The 16,019-nt window shown below is 33.8% G+C and carries 18 protein-coding genes and 1 pseudogene; 5 read left to right on the top strand and 14 right to left on the bottom strand.

From position 1 onward, the window contains the following. Nucleotides 1-15 precede the first annotated feature (15 nt). The 5 genes from Ami3637_RS16750 to Ami3637_RS16770 all read right to left on the bottom strand — a co-directional run bounded on the left by Ami3637_RS16750 (nt 16) and on the right by Ami3637_RS16770 (nt 2,273). Nucleotides 16-819, bottom strand: a complete 804-nt coding sequence (locus Ami3637_RS16750; RefSeq protein WP_162363568.1) for a ParA family protein — start codon at nt 817-819, stop codon at nt 16-18. A gap of 17 nt (nt 820-836) precedes the next feature. Beyond that, a complete protein-coding gene (locus Ami3637_RS16755; protein WP_162363569.1) occupies nt 837-1,202 on the bottom strand; it encodes a hypothetical protein in 366 nt (121 codons plus the stop codon). Between the two features lie 127 nt (nt 1,203-1,329). Next, entirely contained in the window at nt 1,330-1,497 is a 168-nt protein-coding gene (locus Ami3637_RS16760) for a hypothetical protein (RefSeq protein ID WP_162363570.1), read from the bottom strand. After that, the gene (locus Ami3637_RS16765; RefSeq protein ID WP_162363571.1) at nt 1,494-1,949 is read right to left on the bottom strand and encodes a helix-turn-helix domain-containing protein; all 456 of its coding nucleotides are present in this window, start codon (nt 1,947-1,949) and stop codon (nt 1,494-1,496) included. Before Ami3637_RS16765 ends, Ami3637_RS16760 begins: the two co-directional genes overlap by 4 nt. A gap of 102 nt (nt 1,950-2,051) precedes the next feature. After that, nucleotides 2,052-2,273, bottom strand: coding sequence for a helix-turn-helix domain-containing protein (locus Ami3637_RS16770; protein WP_243158192.1), 222 nt, complete (start codon nt 2,271-2,273; stop codon nt 2,052-2,054). A 309-nt stretch (nt 2,274-2,582) separates the two neighbouring features. On the opposite strand from Ami3637_RS16770, the gene Ami3637_RS16775 reads away from it, so the two are divergent. Together Ami3637_RS16775 and Ami3637_RS16780 are read left to right on the top strand one after the other, a co-directional pair. Then, nucleotides 2,583-3,197: a helix-turn-helix domain-containing protein gene (locus tag Ami3637_RS16775; protein WP_162363573.1), complete on the top strand. Its 615-nt coding sequence runs from the start codon at nt 2,583-2,585 to the stop codon at nt 3,195-3,197. A 122-nt stretch (nt 3,198-3,319) separates the two neighbouring features. Next, nucleotides 3,320-4,225, top strand: a complete 906-nt coding sequence (locus tag Ami3637_RS16780; RefSeq protein WP_162363574.1) for a BRCT domain-containing protein — start codon at nt 3,320-3,322, stop codon at nt 4,223-4,225. A 77-nt stretch (nt 4,226-4,302) separates the two neighbouring features. Here Ami3637_RS16780 and Ami3637_RS16785 read toward each other — a convergent pair whose 3' ends face one another. From Ami3637_RS16785 to Ami3637_RS16795, 3 genes are read right to left on the bottom strand one after another with little or no spacing between them, the layout of a single operon-like run. After that, the gene (locus tag Ami3637_RS16785) at nt 4,303-4,695 is read right to left on the bottom strand and encodes a protein-export chaperone SecB (RefSeq protein WP_162363575.1); all 393 of its coding nucleotides are present in this window, start codon (nt 4,693-4,695) and stop codon (nt 4,303-4,305) included. Nucleotides 4,696-4,711: 16 nt separating this feature from the next. Further along, entirely contained in the window at nt 4,712-5,401 is a 690-nt protein-coding gene (locus Ami3637_RS16790; protein ID WP_162363576.1) for a hypothetical protein, read from the bottom strand. A gap of 13 nt (nt 5,402-5,414) precedes the next feature. Continuing rightward, the gene (locus Ami3637_RS16795) at nt 5,415-5,810 is read right to left on the bottom strand and encodes a hypothetical protein (RefSeq protein ID WP_162363577.1); all 396 of its coding nucleotides are present in this window, start codon (nt 5,808-5,810) and stop codon (nt 5,415-5,417) included. A 258-nt stretch (nt 5,811-6,068) separates the two neighbouring features. Here Ami3637_RS16795 and Ami3637_RS16800 point away from each other — a divergent pair, with 258 nt between their 5' ends. Continuing rightward, on the top strand, nt 6,069-7,808 hold the full coding sequence (locus tag Ami3637_RS16800; RefSeq protein ID WP_243158057.1) for a recombinase family protein: 1,740 nt from the start codon (nt 6,069-6,071) through the stop codon (nt 7,806-7,808). A gap of 148 nt (nt 7,809-7,956) precedes the next feature. Here Ami3637_RS16800 and Ami3637_RS18850 read toward each other — a convergent pair whose 3' ends face one another. The 4 genes and pseudogenes from Ami3637_RS18850 to Ami3637_RS19280 all read right to left on the bottom strand — a co-directional run bounded on the left by Ami3637_RS18850 (nt 7,957) and on the right by Ami3637_RS19280 (nt 11,874). Next, entirely contained in the window at nt 7,957-8,409 is a 453-nt protein-coding gene (locus tag Ami3637_RS18850; protein WP_330586724.1) for a DNA translocase FtsK, read from the bottom strand. 65 nt (nt 8,410-8,474) lie between these two features. After that, nucleotides 8,475-10,658: a DNA translocase FtsK gene (locus tag Ami3637_RS18855; protein ID WP_330586725.1), complete on the bottom strand. Its 2,184-nt coding sequence runs from the start codon at nt 10,656-10,658 to the stop codon at nt 8,475-8,477. 203 nt (nt 10,659-10,861) lie between these two features. Further along, a pseudogene (locus tag Ami3637_RS19275) lies at nt 10,862-11,203 on the bottom strand (Asd/ArgC dimerization domain-containing protein); the annotation flags it as partial. Then, on the bottom strand, nt 11,200-11,874 hold the full coding sequence (locus Ami3637_RS19280) for an aspartate-semialdehyde dehydrogenase (protein WP_330586726.1): 675 nt from the start codon (nt 11,872-11,874) through the stop codon (nt 11,200-11,202). The pseudogene Ami3637_RS19275 and the gene Ami3637_RS19280, both read right to left, overlap by 4 nt. Nucleotides 11,875-12,094: 220 nt before the next feature. On the opposite strand from Ami3637_RS19280, the gene dapA reads away from it, so the two are divergent. After that, nucleotides 12,095-12,985, top strand: a complete 891-nt coding sequence (gene dapA, locus Ami3637_RS16815; RefSeq protein ID WP_162363578.1) for a 4-hydroxy-tetrahydrodipicolinate synthase — start codon at nt 12,095-12,097, stop codon at nt 12,983-12,985. Nucleotides 12,986-13,044: 59 nt separating this feature from the next. Here the strand turns inward: dapA and rpmF are convergent, their stop codons facing one another. Continuing rightward, nucleotides 13,045-13,227, bottom strand: coding sequence for a 50S ribosomal protein L32 (rpmF, locus tag Ami3637_RS16820; RefSeq protein ID WP_162363579.1), 183 nt, complete (start codon nt 13,225-13,227; stop codon nt 13,045-13,047). A gap of 113 nt (nt 13,228-13,340) precedes the next feature. Next, nucleotides 13,341-14,540, bottom strand: a complete 1,200-nt coding sequence (locus Ami3637_RS16825; RefSeq protein WP_162363580.1) for an acetate/propionate family kinase — start codon at nt 14,538-14,540, stop codon at nt 13,341-13,343. 229 nt (nt 14,541-14,769) lie between these two features. Between Ami3637_RS16825 and Ami3637_RS16830 the strand changes: the two genes are divergently transcribed. Next, nucleotides 14,770-16,011 (top strand): nucleotidyltransferase, encoded by a 1,242-nt coding sequence (locus tag Ami3637_RS16830; protein WP_162363581.1) that lies wholly within the window; start codon nt 14,770-14,772, stop codon nt 16,009-16,011. Nucleotides 16,012-16,019: the final 8 nt, after the last annotated feature.

The following is a 16,019-nucleotide window of genomic DNA, read 5'->3' on the forward strand; positions in this document are numbered from 1 at the left end:
CCATATGATCACCTGCTATTTTGTACCCAAATTGGGTACATTTTCAGAGGGAGAAATAAGCTTTAAAAATTCATCTACAAATTTTTTATAATCTTGTGCAGCTCCGCATCTTGAAGAATACTTAGAAATCGGCATTTTAGCAAAAGTGGACTCATTTACCTTTGCAACGGTCTTTCGAACACTCTGTTTAAATACCGAGAAACCCATATTGCGTAAATATTCAATTCCCTGATTGTTAACCTCATTGTTCTGGTACTGCGTAATCAAGCAGCCTAAGAAATTCAAACTAGGGTTAAAATCTTCTCTTATGTTCTCTATCTGCTCTTTTAGAATGTCTAACCCATCGAATGAATATTGGTCTATAATAATCGGCACAATGACATAGTTTGACGTTGTAAGAGCGTTCATGATGCTCATATTAATATCTGGAGCATTATCTATGATACAAAAATCATATTTATCCGCTACAGCAGTAAGAGCTTTCTTAAATCTGGTCTGCTGCTGCCTACTGGTGTCAATAGTTGTTCTTAAGTTGGCATCCAGTAAATCCATATTGGCAGAAATAATATCTATATTTTTATAATCAGTGGGCTTTATTACCTGTCCAATATCTAGGTTCCTTTCAAGTAACAGCTTTGCCACATTGTATGAATCCTCCGGATCATAAACATTAAATGCCTTTGATGCATTACCCTGTTTGTCGTTGTCTATTACCAAAACCTTTTTATTATGTATCGTTGCCAATAAATACGCTGTATTAATGGCAGTGGTGGTCTTGGCTACCCCACCTTTTAAACTTATAATTGAAATTGTTTGCATTTAAACATCCCTCCAACTTAAATATGGTTTAGGAAAAAGTCTTGTGAACTTTGGTCTTGATAAAACTCTACCTTTCTTGTTTCAATACCTGCATCCATAAACTTTTTATAGATGCTTGCAAGATACCGTCTAAACCAATCTTTATAATTTACTCCGCTGCTAGACACATCAATATAATTTGTCGTAGCTTCAAAGCTCCACATTTTAATAGGTTCACCTTCCGTTAAAAGCAGCTTGATACAATATGCAGTTGTTTTTCCTGTGCATTTTTCATTCGTGCAAGGTAAATATCCATTAAGGATATAATCTTTCTGGCAAGCATAAAGTTCAATTTGTAATGCTTGTTCAACCGTTGCAATTATTTCACCGCCTATTTTTTCCATTGATAACCTCCTACATTGACATTAAATGCAAAACATAGTACACTGTACTTGCGATTTAGGTTTACATTTTAGTAAATCTTTATAGTCGGTTTGCTTCGGTGAGCCGATTATTTTTTTACCATCATCTTCATGATATAATCTCTTTCTTCGATATATCGTTAATAGGAGCAGTAAAAACTGATATATCAATGGGCTTCATCTTATTAAACTCTTCATAGAATTGTTCTTGAGACGAAATTCCGAAATCTTCTTTTAAGCATTTCATCATAAAAGCCAACCTTTCTGTGTCAGTCACCGAATCTCCCTCCTATCATTTAACGGCTTTGCAAACTTCAATGAATAAATTGCAGCTGTAATATCATCAAGCTCTTTTAAAATTTCCTTAAATCTTGGCATTTCCTGATTGTCAATAATTCCATCACATGTAATATCAATAAGTTCATCTTTACACTTAATAAAATCCGTCACTTCTTTTTGTAGACGTAACATTGCTGTTGGTAAATCTTTTAATTCTATGTCTGGTAAATAAGCCTTACCTACCTCAGCATTTGTCTTAAGATGTTGATATGCTAAATACTGTGTGTTATACAATTCAATCATTCGGATAACAGTTTTATCTGGTGGAACCCTTCTGTCTCCTTCGTACGCCCTTAAACTTTCCACAGATATATTAAGCAATTCAGCAGCCTTTTCCTGAGTAAATCCACTGCTCTCTCTTGCAATCTGATAAATATTTCTGTAATCCATTATTTTCCTCCTGAAAAATATGTATTTTTACTAATTAAATCCGAAAAATTATGTACTTTTACGAACTATTAAAAAAATGTTATTATGGTAAACTTTAATTAATTAAACAATTTTGCACTGCTTATGGTGCATTTTATTTAACTTAGAAATATATGTGCATATTTCATCTTGCATTTCAGGCCGGATGATTTTACCGTGGATAATATTTGAAAGATATGGTCTGGATACGCCTAAATCTGTCGCAAGCTCATGCATGGTTAAATCTAAATCAATCATATCTTTCAAAATTTGTTTGCCCCATAAAGGCGTATATTTCCCAATCATTGCCAAACTAAGCCCTCCTTTCTGTTTACATTTGTATTTGTTTTGGTTATAATAAAAATTAAAAGGCAAAGGTAAAAAATAAACGCATAAGTATATTTGAGAGAATCATTCACATGAAAAAAGTTTTCAGGCTCCCTGCCAGGAGCTTTCTTGTTTGATAGTTTGCAATAACATGAATTGCCCTTCGTGTTATTACTGTGTGTTTACGTTCGTTGTTTACCTTTGTAATTAAGATTATATTACTAACATTTGCTAACGTCAATAGTAAATGTTAGTAATATGTCGTTTTTATATTAGGAGTATTTTATTATGAGAACATTAGAAAAAATTTTATATTTAATAAAACTTAATGGCTTTTCTAATGCTGAATTTGCAAGGCAAGCTGATTTCCCTAGAAATATAATAAATGAATGGCAAAATGGTAAATTAAAGTCTTATAATAAACACTTGCCTAAAATAGCCGAAGTTCTTGGAGTTGATGTGGAAGAATTAATGGATGATCCAGAAGAAGAAACTCCCTTTAGTTCTTTTGTATTAGCAGATAATCTAGAAAAGATTTCTGAATCTAAAGGGTATACGATGGACAGGCTTATTGCAGATTTAAATTTAAAACCAGATATTGTAAAAAAAATGAAAAAGGGAATAAATCCTACTGTTGAAACAATAAAACTATTTTCTGAAAAATTAGGTGTTTCCTACGGTGTTTTATATGGAATTGAGGACCCTGAATCAGATAATAAAGTAGACTATGACTCTATTTTAATTACAGATGATTATAATCTTTTAATTGAGAGAAAAAGTAATAAAGAAATAAATGCTGACATATACAGAAAACTTCTATATTATTTTTATAGACTAAAAGAAGAAGATCAAGATTATATTCTTGGTCAAATGATACAACTCTATAATATATCAAAAGAATAAAAAAACATTTTGTTTTTAACCGATTTAGTAATTATATGTAGCAATGGTTTGTTTTACTGTATAAATAAATCGGTTTATTTTTTATATCTTCAATTGTTATTTATCTATGAAAGGAAATTGTTATGGATGCAATTAAACAATCTGATTCTAACTCCTATTGCAAATTTACAGGAAAATCTGAACTTGATAAAGCTATTTCTACCCTTATAGGTATTGTTGACGGAATTACTATAGACAACTCCATAAATGAAGATGAGATGGCTGAACTGGCAAACTGGATTAGCATTAACTCCCCTCTTGAAAAGATTATCCCATTTAACGAAATAATCCCTATGATAAAAGCTGCCCTATCAGATGGGGTTATAGATGAAGAAGAAATTAAGGACTTAATTTGGGTTTGTAACAATTTTAAACATGATGGTATTTATTATGATATGGTAACATTATCAATTCAGAACCTTCATGGTCTTATGCATGGAATTCTTGCAGATAATACTATTACGGATGAGGAAATTATTGGATTAAAAGAATGGATTGATAATCATAGTTTCCTTGAATGCACTTATCCTTTTGAGGAACTTAAATCTTTGATTCTAAGCATTTTAGATGATGGTGTAATAACAGAATTAGAGAGAGAACAATTAAAGGCTTATATGGGTGAATTTATTGATTGTTCCACATCATATAATTTAATTAAGGCTGAGTTGATTGAATTACATAACAAATATAATATAGTTGGTATCTGTACTAAAAATCCTAATGTTAAGATACCTACACATTTATTCTGTTTCACTGGGAAATCTTCCAGAGCATCTCGAAATGAAATTAAAGATATTATTATCGCACATGATGGTAAATTTAATAATAACGTAGTTAAAGATACAGAATACCTTGTTGTCGGTGATGAAGGTAATCCTTGTTGGGCTTTTTGCTGCTACGGAAGGAAAGTAGAAAAAGCTATAGAGATGAGAAAAGAAGGTAAAAATATACTTCTGGTTCATGAAGAAGATTTTTGGAATGTTGTATAATCAAAAATTGCTTTGCTTCAATTATGAGACTACATATCAAAATAAGGAAACTCCCAGAAAGGAGTTTCCTTATTTAACTACTCATCTTCAGTAAAATCTATAAACGGTAAATCTATGGCACCAATCGGTGAATAATTTGTAATATTAACAATTATAGGCCGTAAATATGATACCAATAAAGCAGGAGCGTTCTGTTTTAACAATACATCAAGTACAGTTGAATCTACTGAATCATTCCAACTAAAAGAAGATCCTATTTCTGCCTTAATAGTAAAAAAACCATTTTTTTCTGTTACTAAAATACTCAACTCAACAATAGATTTATTTTTTCCTTTAATATTATTAATGTTGATATCAAAATTGGTTTCTAAAGTAAAATCCTTTGATTTATCAAAATCAGCGTCTCGATTAAAATTGAATTCAAAGTTCGTCAAACGTGGATTATTGAATTGAAAATCACTGTTTTTCATATTATACCTCACAAATTTAGGAAGCCATATAAGCTACTTTAGTTAATTCCGTAGTTCTTTTAACAAATTTTCCAATACAATTGTTATGCAAATTGATATTTTTATTAATCGTACTAATTAAACTATTGATTTCTTCGTCTTCAAGTTTACAAAATAACTCACTAATTTCATTTTTATACATATTTTCTGTAAATTTAAATATAGTATCATATTTTTCCCAATTTTTTATTGAAGCAATCTGATCATAATAGTTTTTATATAGTTCCTCTTTAAATTCATAATCAACTAGAAAATTAAATGAAACACAATCACAATTTTCTAATTTCTCAACATATTTAAATAAATCTTCATTTTCATTTTCAAAATATTCATTTTCTAATGGTAAATATGCGTCTTTAATTTTTCCATCATATGACACCACATTTTTAAGCTGTCCGTCAACACTTAAATCACAAAACCAAGCAATCGGATATTCCTTGTCACTAAACAATTCCCTCATAGTTATTTTATCTGATAACATCTGAGCGAGTTTAGTATTGGAGGACCTAACGACTAAATATCTAGTATATTCTTCCTCTTCTTCAACGCACAAAGCAATGTATAAATTATTCTCTTTATCCCTACAAGATAGCATTAATGGAACATCTAACTGAACTAAAACTTTTTCAATTACTAATTCAATTTGCTCGCTAATTCTAAATTTCATTACTATTTTCCCCTCACTCTACCCTTTTAAATTTATTATTGTCCCAAAGAGTACTATTTTTATACAACCAACATTGAACATGATCATCATCTTCTTCGTTAACTACAGAGCCTGCTTCTTTATTTAATTCTCCAATTATAATACGTTTATCATGCGGTGGCAATTTCATTACCCTTTTTAAAACACTCATATTTTTAAAGAAAGAACAGCTATAAAATTCTATATTTTGTAAATCAAGTTTGGGATGTTTTACCCCATTTATTAGAAAGCACTCGGCTTGAGAATAAAAATCATTTTGACTAATTGGTTCTTCACTTTTTCTAACTTTTCTATAAACTTCTATTATATCATAATCATATTCCATGTTTGCTGGGAAATGAACTTGCTTTTGATCAAGAGCATTCTGCAAAATATCCCGATATTTATATCTGCCATATTATCCCTCGCTCAATTATCAATAACTAATATATATTAAAAATCTTTAAAAAAAATTTTTTAATCTAATATAAATTACTTTTTTCTACATTATACCACAAAAAACAATATAAAAAGTAAAATTTTGATTACATTTGTATTTTTTACTGACTTTATTTTCATCTTATTAGGTATAATTAAATATGTTATACTTATTTATACGCCTTAAAAAAAGTAGCTTAAGGAGAAGTTTATGTCAAATAAAGATAGAATTTTAAAAGCAGCATTATATATTAGAGTGAGTACAACTTATCAAATAGATAAGGACAGCCTCCCTTTTCAACGTCAGGAGCTTATAAACTATGCTAAATACGCCCTTGGAATTGATGATTTTGAAGTTTTTGAGGATGCCGGATATTCAGGGAAAAATACAGAACGCCCTGCATATCAACAAATGATGTCACGTATTAGAAAAAAAGAATTTACTCATTTGATGGTATGGAAAATTGACCGTATAAGCAGGAATCTACTTGACTTTTCATCTATGTACGAAGAATTGAAAAAATGGGAAGTCACTTTTGTAAGCAAAAATGAACAATTTGATACTTCTACAGCCATGGGGGAAGCTATGTTGAAAATAATCCTTGTTTTTGCAGAATTGGAACGTAAGCTGACATCTGAACGTGTCAAAGGTGTTATGATGTCAAGAGCTGAAAAAGGATTGTGGAATGGTTCAAAAGTTCCTTTAGGCTATTCCTATAATAAGGGGGATGATTTCCCTACTATAAATCCATCTGAAGCAAAAATTGTTCAACATATATTTAACCTATATGATGAACTTCATTCAACAGGTAAAGTGGCAAATGCTCTTATGGAGTCCAAAATTACTCCTAGACGAACAAATATGTGGTATCCTAAAGTAATCAACGACATGCTCAAAAATCCTTTCTATATCGGCACTTATCGGTATAATTTAAGAGCATATCCAGGAGGCCCTCTGCGTAAAGAATCTGAGTGGATAGTTGTAGAAGATAATCACCAAGGAATTATCTCTAAAGAACAATTCGAACGAGTAAACAATAGAATTGTTTCAAACCGAAAAGCTGAGTCACCTGATGCCTTTAAAAAACATAATCATGTTTTTTCTAAATTGGTTAAATGCGGCATCTGTGGACAAACATACACTCCACATTTGGACAGACCTAGATCTGATGGATATAGACCATCTGTATATATATGTTTAAGCTTTTCGCATGCGAATGATTGTGGTAACAGTACTTTCGGAGATATTCATCACGGTCCTTTTATTTTTAACTATTTAGCAAATGTCTTAAAGGCTAAAAAATCAGTAACTTATAAATCTACACCTGAAGATTTACAAAATATACTTTTAAATGGTAATTGCTTTAATGATATTAAAGCGCTTGAAGATGAGGGTCTAAATGAAACTTATATGACCTTACTTGGAAATAATCCATCGGATATGCTACATCCTACTGATAAAGGGAAACTCATTCAACTTTCTACGGATGAAATTGAATACCAAAACTTAGAAGAAAATAAAAAGAAGCAAGAGCGTGCTTTAGAAAGGCTTCAAAATTTGTTCTTATTTTCCGATGATTCAATACCAGAAAAGGAATACTTAATTAATAGGCAAAAGATATTAGATGAAATTGAGCAGATAAACATTAAGATTAGAGAGTATAGAAAAGTAGAACAAAGAAAATTGACAGCAAATAACTCTAGTTTTATGAGAGATGTAGAATTTTTTTATATTACTCATATGCTATTAAACGGACAAAATATCGATTTTCGTAAGTTAGTAGGTATTGTTGGTCCTAAAGAACTAAATAATGTCCTTAGTACAATGATTAGTGAAATTGTGGTACTCCATAGAAAAATAATATCTATAACCTTTACAAATGGAATCACACATAAATTTGTATATAAACAGCCTATTATACAAAGTTCAAGAAAAAGAACCCACAAATAAAGTGGGTTCTCTTTTTTTGAATTGTTACAAGCATTGATTTCACTAGGGTTTAAAATCATTTATCTTTTTACTTTGGGACAGCCTAATGTTTCAAAATAAATTTTCATATAAAATTTTTTCCTTTTACTAATTATTTTTATGGAACCAGTTATACTATCTCTTCAGGAACGCCGTCATCCTCCAACGCTTCTTCTCCTTCAGACCTGATATTCAGAAGTTCATCTAAAGTCATGAGTACCTGCCTTGGTCTGCTGCCATCAGCAGGACCTATGATGCCTCTGGCCTCCATCATGTCTACAATTCGCGCTGCTCGGTTATAACCTATTCGGAACCTTCTTTGAAGCATGGATACGGAAGCCTGTTCTGCCCGGACAACAGTTTCAATGGCATCCGCCAGAAGTTCATCTCCATCATCCGTTACTTCTGTAGTATTATTTTTTTCAATGCTGGATATGACATCACTTGCATATTCCGTTTCAGTGCACTGCTTTTTTAAATGTTCTATAACACTATGTACTTCTGAATCAGAAATAAAGTTTCCCTGTACCCTGACAGGTTTTCCTGCACCCAAAGGGTTAAACAGCATATCACCTTTTCCCACAAGTTTTTCTGCACCCGCCATGTCTAAGATAGTCCTTGAGTCAAACTGTGAAGATACTGCAAAAGCTATTCTGGACGGGATATTAGCCTTAATAACCCTGTAATAATATCAACGGATGGTCTCTGGGTAGCAACAATCAGATGCATACCAGCGGCTCTGGCCATCTGGGCAAGCCTGCAGATAGATTCTTCAACCTGGGATGGGGCTGCCATCATCAAATCTGCCAATTCATCAATGATAATAACAATCTGTGGCATAAATCTGTCTGGCTCTCCTTTTTCCTTAACCAGATCATTGAATCCAGCCAGATCCCGTACACCTTCTTCTGCAAACTTTTTATATCTGTCTGTCATTTCAGCTACAGCCCAGTTCAGTGCTGCAGCAGCCTTACTTGGTTCTGTAACCACAGGAATCAGCATATGAGGTATACCATTATAATTCCCAAGTTCAACCACTTTAGGGTCAATAAGCACAAACTTAACCTCATCCGGTTTGGCCTTGTATAAAATACTTACAATGATGCTGTTGATGCACACACTTTTACCAGATCCGGTTGAACCTGCAATAAGCATATGGGGCATGGTCTTAAGATCAGCCACAATAGCTTTTCCTGCAATATCTTTCCCTACTGCAAAAGTAATTTTAGATTTGGATTCGCTAAATTCCTTTGAATCAATAATTTCACGGACAGTAACCATATTTATTTTTTCATTTTCTACTTCAATACCTACCGCTGCTTTACCTGGTATAGGTGCTTCAATTCTTATGCTCTTAGCCTCTAAATTAAGCGCAATATCATCAGCAAGTCTTACTATACTGCTGACTTTTACTCCAGTATTCGGGTGAATTTCATATCTGGTAACAGCTGGTCCCTGAGTAACCTGTACTACTTTGGCATCAACCTTAAAGTCCTGTAAGGTTTTTTCCAGCTTTGCAGCTTTGGCTTTTAAATTGTTAGTCAGTGCTGCATCATTTCTATTATTTTTATTTTTATTTAAAAGCTCAATAGAAGGAAATTCATAATTTACCATAGCCTCATTAGGCTTATTTAAATTAAGCTCGGATGGATCCAGTTTGGCGTTTACTGCCTCCTGCTTGGTCAGCTTCATCTGCATTTGCTGCCCATTTTCAACCTCAGATTTATTTAAAATTTCAGCAGAGGATGCGCTTTGAATTTTTTCCGGCTTAGTTTCTGTTTCCACAGTATTATCACGTAATACTTCTGCTGCCGGTTCTTCATAACCTTTAATTTTTAATCCTGCCAAATCAATGGCTTTAGCCGCTATGCCTGCTTCTGGTGCAGATGCTGGCAGGACTATATCGTCAGAAAGTCCAAATCCTGCAGGTACTGGAACGGATTCTTCCAAGCCATAACTGATTTTCACTTCTGGTTCCTGGGCAGCTGGACTGTCAGACTGTGACGACTCTTCCTTTTTGCCTTTAAAAAGTTTATCATCCTTCATATAGCTTAAAATATTTTTCTTTTTTTCACTGGTCTGAACCTGACTAACTATAGGAGTATAACTTTTCTTTAAGTCCAGTTCAAGTTGTTTTTGTTTCTCGGCCACAGCTTCAGCTTCCTCTACAGCAGCCTGCTCTGCCATTTCTCTTTTCACTTGTTTTTTTATTTTATAATTGTCAACGAACTGTGATATTGGCGTATTTATAATAAGCATCATACAGACAATAATCACAAGAGTTGCAAAAATATACAGTCCTGTAGTTCCCACAGCAACGATAACTGCAGATGCTAGAAGCATTCCCACTGCACCACCATTTGTCATTTTAATACCAGCTTTAAACCAGCCTAAAAAGTCAATATGGGCAAAGGATAGTTTTTGTACATCAATATATCTTCCGCTGTAAATAATGGAAAACATCAGGAATGTTATTAATAGCAGGATTGCAGACCGTTTATTTATGTGGGTTGTCTTTTTTAATAGAAGTAAAATACCATAAAGAATCAAATAATACGGTAAAATTATAGCAACCTGACTAAAACAGCCCAGAAAGAAATTTTTGATTACTGCGCCAAGTTCTCCTGCTGCTTTGGTTTGAATAGAAATAACAAAAAATATACCAATAGCAATAATTATTATGGCCCAAATCTCGTCTTTCACTCTGCTGCCTGTTACATTTTTGGTCTGAGCTGTCTTTTTTGCTGTACTGTTTTTGGTGCCTTTCCCTGCTCCAGATGTTTTATTTTTTGACCCAGGTGGTCTTCCAGGCTTTTTCTTTTCTTCTGCCATACTAATACCTCACTAATTAAAAGTATCACAACTTCTGCTGTGAAACATAAAAACTCAACGTATATTATAACATAAAAAAAGAGGATTTTCAAAGAAAACCCTCTCAAAATTAACCAATTAAATAAATTGTCTCTATTTCGCTTTGATATATCCTTTAGCCGTTAATGTTTCTGCACAGAGAACTGCACCCCCGGCTGCTCCTCTTACTGTGTTATGGGATAGCCCCACAAATTTAAAATCGTACAAACTATCTTCACGAATACGTCCGATGGAAACCCCATACCCTTTTCAAAATTTACATCTTCCTTAACCTGTGGCCTGTTGTCGTCCTCCATATATTGTATAAACTGTTTTGGAGCACTTGGCAGGTTAAGTTCCTGAGGAATCCCCTTGTAATTTTTAATTTTTTCAATCAGCTGTTCTTTTGTCGGTTTCTTTCTAAATTTAACAAAAACTGCTGCAGTGTGCCCATCCAGCACTGGAACTCTTATGCACTGACATGTAATAACCGGGGAAACTGCTTTTTCAATCACTCCGTTTTTTACCTCTCCCCAGACCCGAAGAGGTTCCTGCTCACTTTTTTCTTCTTCACCCCTATATAAGGGATAATATTTTCTACCATCTCAGGCCACTCTTTAAAGGTTTTTCCTGCTCCGGAAATAGCCTGATAGGTAGTAGCAACCACTTCATAAGGTTCATACTCCATCCACGCAGTCAGTGCAGGAACATAACTCTGAATTGAACAGTTTGGTTTAACTGCAATAAAACCATTTACCGTTCCCAGACGTTTTTTCTGATGTTCTATTACTTCAAAATGGTCCGGATTTATTTCAGGAATTACCATAGGTACATCAGGTGTCCATCTATGAGCACTATTATTTGAAACTACAGGAGTTTCTGTTTTAGCATAAGCTTCCTCGATAGCTTTGATTTCTTCTTTGGTCATATCAACAGCACTAAATACAAAATCAACCGTAGATGCAACTTTTTCTACTTCACTTACGTTCATCACTACAATTTTTTTAACCGCTTCAGGCATTGGAGTGGTCATCTTCCATCTATTCCCCACGGCTTCTTCATATGTCCTTCCCGCACTTCTTTCACTAGCGGCTATAGTTACCACTTCAAACCAGGGATGATTCTCTAAAAGAGAAATAAAACGCTGTCCTACCATTCCTGTTCCACCAAGAATGCCTACTTTTAATTTCTTATCCATTTTTTACTCTCCTATGCATATATATAAATTAATGTTTTTTATGTAATGTCACTATTTTTTATCGATATTTTGTTATTTTATCACAAATATTTTTTGTATTCAATATATTTTAAATATTATCTTCATTTTTTATAATATTTTAAAACTTTTATATTGACATTGAATATATTGAAATAAGTAAGATTATATTTTATATAGGTATAATGAAAGGATGATTAGAATGGCACTTTTCACAGGTGCTGCAGTAGCACTTGTAACCCCTTTTAAAGAAGGAATTGTAGATTTTGATGCCTTAGGCAGACTTATAAACTGGCAGATTAATGAAAAAATTGATGCTATCGTCAGCTGTGGAACTACAGGTGAGGCATCCACTTTAAACGATGAGGAACATATCCAGACAGTACGGTTCACTGTTGAACATGCCCATGGCAGGGTGCCCGTACTGGCAGGAGCAGGCAGTAATGACACAAATCATGCAGTATGGATGTCACAGCAGCTAGAGAAAGCTGGTGCTGATGGCCTTTTACTGGTTACACCTTATTATAACAAATGTACTCAGAAAGGTTTAATCAGCCATTATAAGGCAATTGCAGATTCTGTAAGTATTCCATGTCTGCTTTACTCTGTACCTGGCCGTACCGGCGTAAATATATCTCCTGACACAGTTGCAGAACTTTGCACTCACCCCAATATTATTGGAATCAAAGAAGCCAGTGGGAACATATCACAAGTTGTGGAAATTTCAAAATATATCTCATCGGATTTTGCATTATATTCCGGTAACGATGATATGGTAGTGCCCCTTCTTTCCATGGGTGGTTCAGGAGTAATATCTACTGTTGCCAATATTATTCCTAATGATACACACCAAATGGTAGCAGCATACATTCAGGGAGATCTGAATAAAGCAAGAGAAATGCAGATTCGTATGAAACCACTTATCGATTCACTCTTTGCTGAAGTCAACCCTATCCCTGTAAAAGCCGCTCTGAATATGATGGGCATGATTGAAAGAGAGTATCGGCTGCCTTTATGTGATCCTGAAAACAAAACTTTGTATCAGATATCCAATGAATTAAAAAGCTATGGTCTTATCAATACTAATATTTAAGAATAAAAAAATAACACCGGATGCATGTCCGGTGTTAAAATTTTGTTTTGGTTGACTTATTACGCTTCAGAAGCTATAACTTCCTTACCATCGTAATAATTGCAATTCGGGCAAACTCTATGTGGAAGTTTTGGCTCGTGGCACTGAGGACAAATTGAAAGTCCAGGTAATGCCTTCTTCATGTTTGGTGATCTTCTCTTGTCTCTTCTTGCTTTAGATGTTTTCCTCTTTGGAACTGCCATTCTCTACACCTCCTTTTGCTCGTGTCTCTTTGTATTTATCTCATCACAAATTACTTGTGATAAATGCAACTTCTAAAGTATACCTTTATAAGATGAATCTGTCAACAATTATTTTAAATATTCTTTGTTATATTGAATGTGTCTCTGGCAATCATCAGTTCTTCATTGGTTGGAATCAGAATAACCTTAACCTTAGAATCATCTCTGCTGATAATTGCTTCTTTACCTCTAACCTTATTCTTTACAAGGTCTAGCTTAATTCCAAGATTTCCAAGTTCATGACAGATTACATCTCTCATTTCAATGCCATTTTCTCCAAGACCTGCAGTAAATACGATAGCATCAACACCATTCATTTCTGCAATATAAGCACCGATATAGAATCTAACTTTGTGAGCAAATACTTTTAAAGCAAGCTGTGCTCTTTCATTTCCATCTGCAGCTGCTTCTTCAATATCTCTAAAGTCACTGGATATACCTGAAATACCCAATACACCAGATTGCTTATTTAATATTTCATTGGCAACGCCAGCTTCAAGATGTTCTTTCTGTCTGATATAAGTAACGATAGCAGGGTCAATATCTCCTGAACGAGTACCCATAACCAGTCCTTCAAGTGGAGTGAATCCCATTGAAGTATCAATACACTTACCTCTCTTAATTGCAGAAACAGATGCACCGTTTCCCAGGTGGCAAGTAATAATTTTCAGATCTTCAAGAGCGCATCCCATAATGTCAGCAGCTCTTTCAGCTACATACTTATGGCTTGTTCCGTGGAAACCATATCTTCTGATACCATGCTTCTGATAATATTCATAAGGGATAGCATAAATATATGATTCAGGAGGCATTGTCTGATGAAATGCTGTATCAAATACAGCTACCATTGGTGTCTTTGGCATTAATGCCTGACATGCTGCAATACCGGATAGATTAGGGGGATTATGAAGAGGTGCTAATTCGATGCATTCTTCCAGAGCCTTAATTACTTCTTCAGTGATCAGTACTGAATGAGCATATTTTTCACCTGCATGTACAACTCTGTGTCCTACAGCTCCTATTTCGTCCATTGACTTTACAACACCATGTTCCTCATTCTGTACTGCGTCAAGAACATGTCCAATAGCATCTTTATGATCATTCATAGGTACTACAAGTTTAAACTTATCCATACCAACTTTCTCATGGGTAATTACTGAACCTTCCATTCCAATTCTTTCTACAAGGCCCTTACATAAAAGAACTTCATTTGTCATATCAAGAACTTGATACTTTAATGATGAACTTCCGCAATTAATTACTAATACTTTCATCTTTATTCCTCCGTAATATATATAATATTTTAACTGTTAAAAGCAACTCATAACATTATACTCCCTTTACACGATTATTCAAGTATGTTCGTGGGTTTTTGCAATATATATACATAATACTACAATAGGCTTTTATTATCGTAATGGCTGAAATTATATTTTTTAGTGCATTTTTATTGGCCCAAATAAAATGATTTATAATTAGATTTAATTGTGATAATATACAAATATGAAGGTTTTAGGAATAATAGCAGAATACAATCCATTTCATAACGGCCATCTATATCAGTTGCAGAAATCCATTGATATGACTGAGGCCGATTTTGTTGTTGCCATAATCAGCGGTGACTTTACTCAAAGAGGTGAAGCAGCTGTGGCTTCAAAGTGGACAAGAGCAGAAATGGCAGTAAAATGCGGTATCGATCTGGTTATAGAGCTTCCCTTTGTCTTTGCCTGCAATAATTCAGAATACTTTGCAAAGGGGGCTGTTGAAATATTAAACAGGCTGGGATGTATTACTCACCTTTCTTTTGGCAGTGAATCCGGGGACCTTTCCTTATTGAAAAATGCAGCCCTTTTTCTTTCACAGGAAACCCATGAATTTAAATTGAGTCTGAAAAACAACCTGAGTACAGGATGTTCCTATCCAAGAGCCAGGTCCGAAGCAATAAAAGAGTGCCTCGGGGAAAAATATTCAGAGCTTTTGTTTAATCCAAATAATATCCTTGCTATTGAATATTTAAAGCAGCTTTATCTTACAGATAGCAACATAATACCTATTACAGTAAAACGTTATGCTGCAAGTTATTATGATAATAAGCTAACAGGCAATATTGCATCTGCATCTGCCATAAGGAAGGCTTTGGACTCTGAGGATTTTCACCGATCCACAACAGATGTTATAAAAGATTTCGTACCGAATGCAGTTTGGAATTTATTAATAAAGAACCGAGGAAATATTTCTTCATTTAATCCAGATGAACTTTATTTTAAAATGGTAACCTCAAAAATCCTTACCACATCATGTGATGATTTAAAAGAAATTTTTTCTGTAGGAGAGGGTCTTGAAAACAAGCTAAAGGAATCAATCCGGATTGCAGACAGCCTTGCCCAGTTAGAAGATGCCTTAAAATCCAAACGTTATACGGCAACCAGAATCAGCAGATTGTTGACCCATATTCTGATTGAACTTACAAAAAATGATTTTAACCATATATTAAAAAATGAAGAATATTATGCCCACATCTTAGGGTTTAATAAAAAAGGAGCAAAATTACTAAAAATCATAAAAAATGATAAAAAAGTAATGCTCCCATTAGTCACTAATATAAATAAAGAATCGGAAAGCTTAAACCATTGTCAATTATTACTAAGTTATGATCTTTTAGCTTCCGATTTTTATAACCTTTTGCAAAATAAAAATCTTTATAACAACTCAGACAGGCTGCATAAGCCTTATATGGAACTCTAAATCTGAAT

This window comes from Aminipila terrae (genome assembly GCF_010120715.1).
GTDB lineage: Bacteria > Bacillota > Clostridia > Peptostreptococcales > Anaerovoracaceae > Aminipila > Aminipila terrae.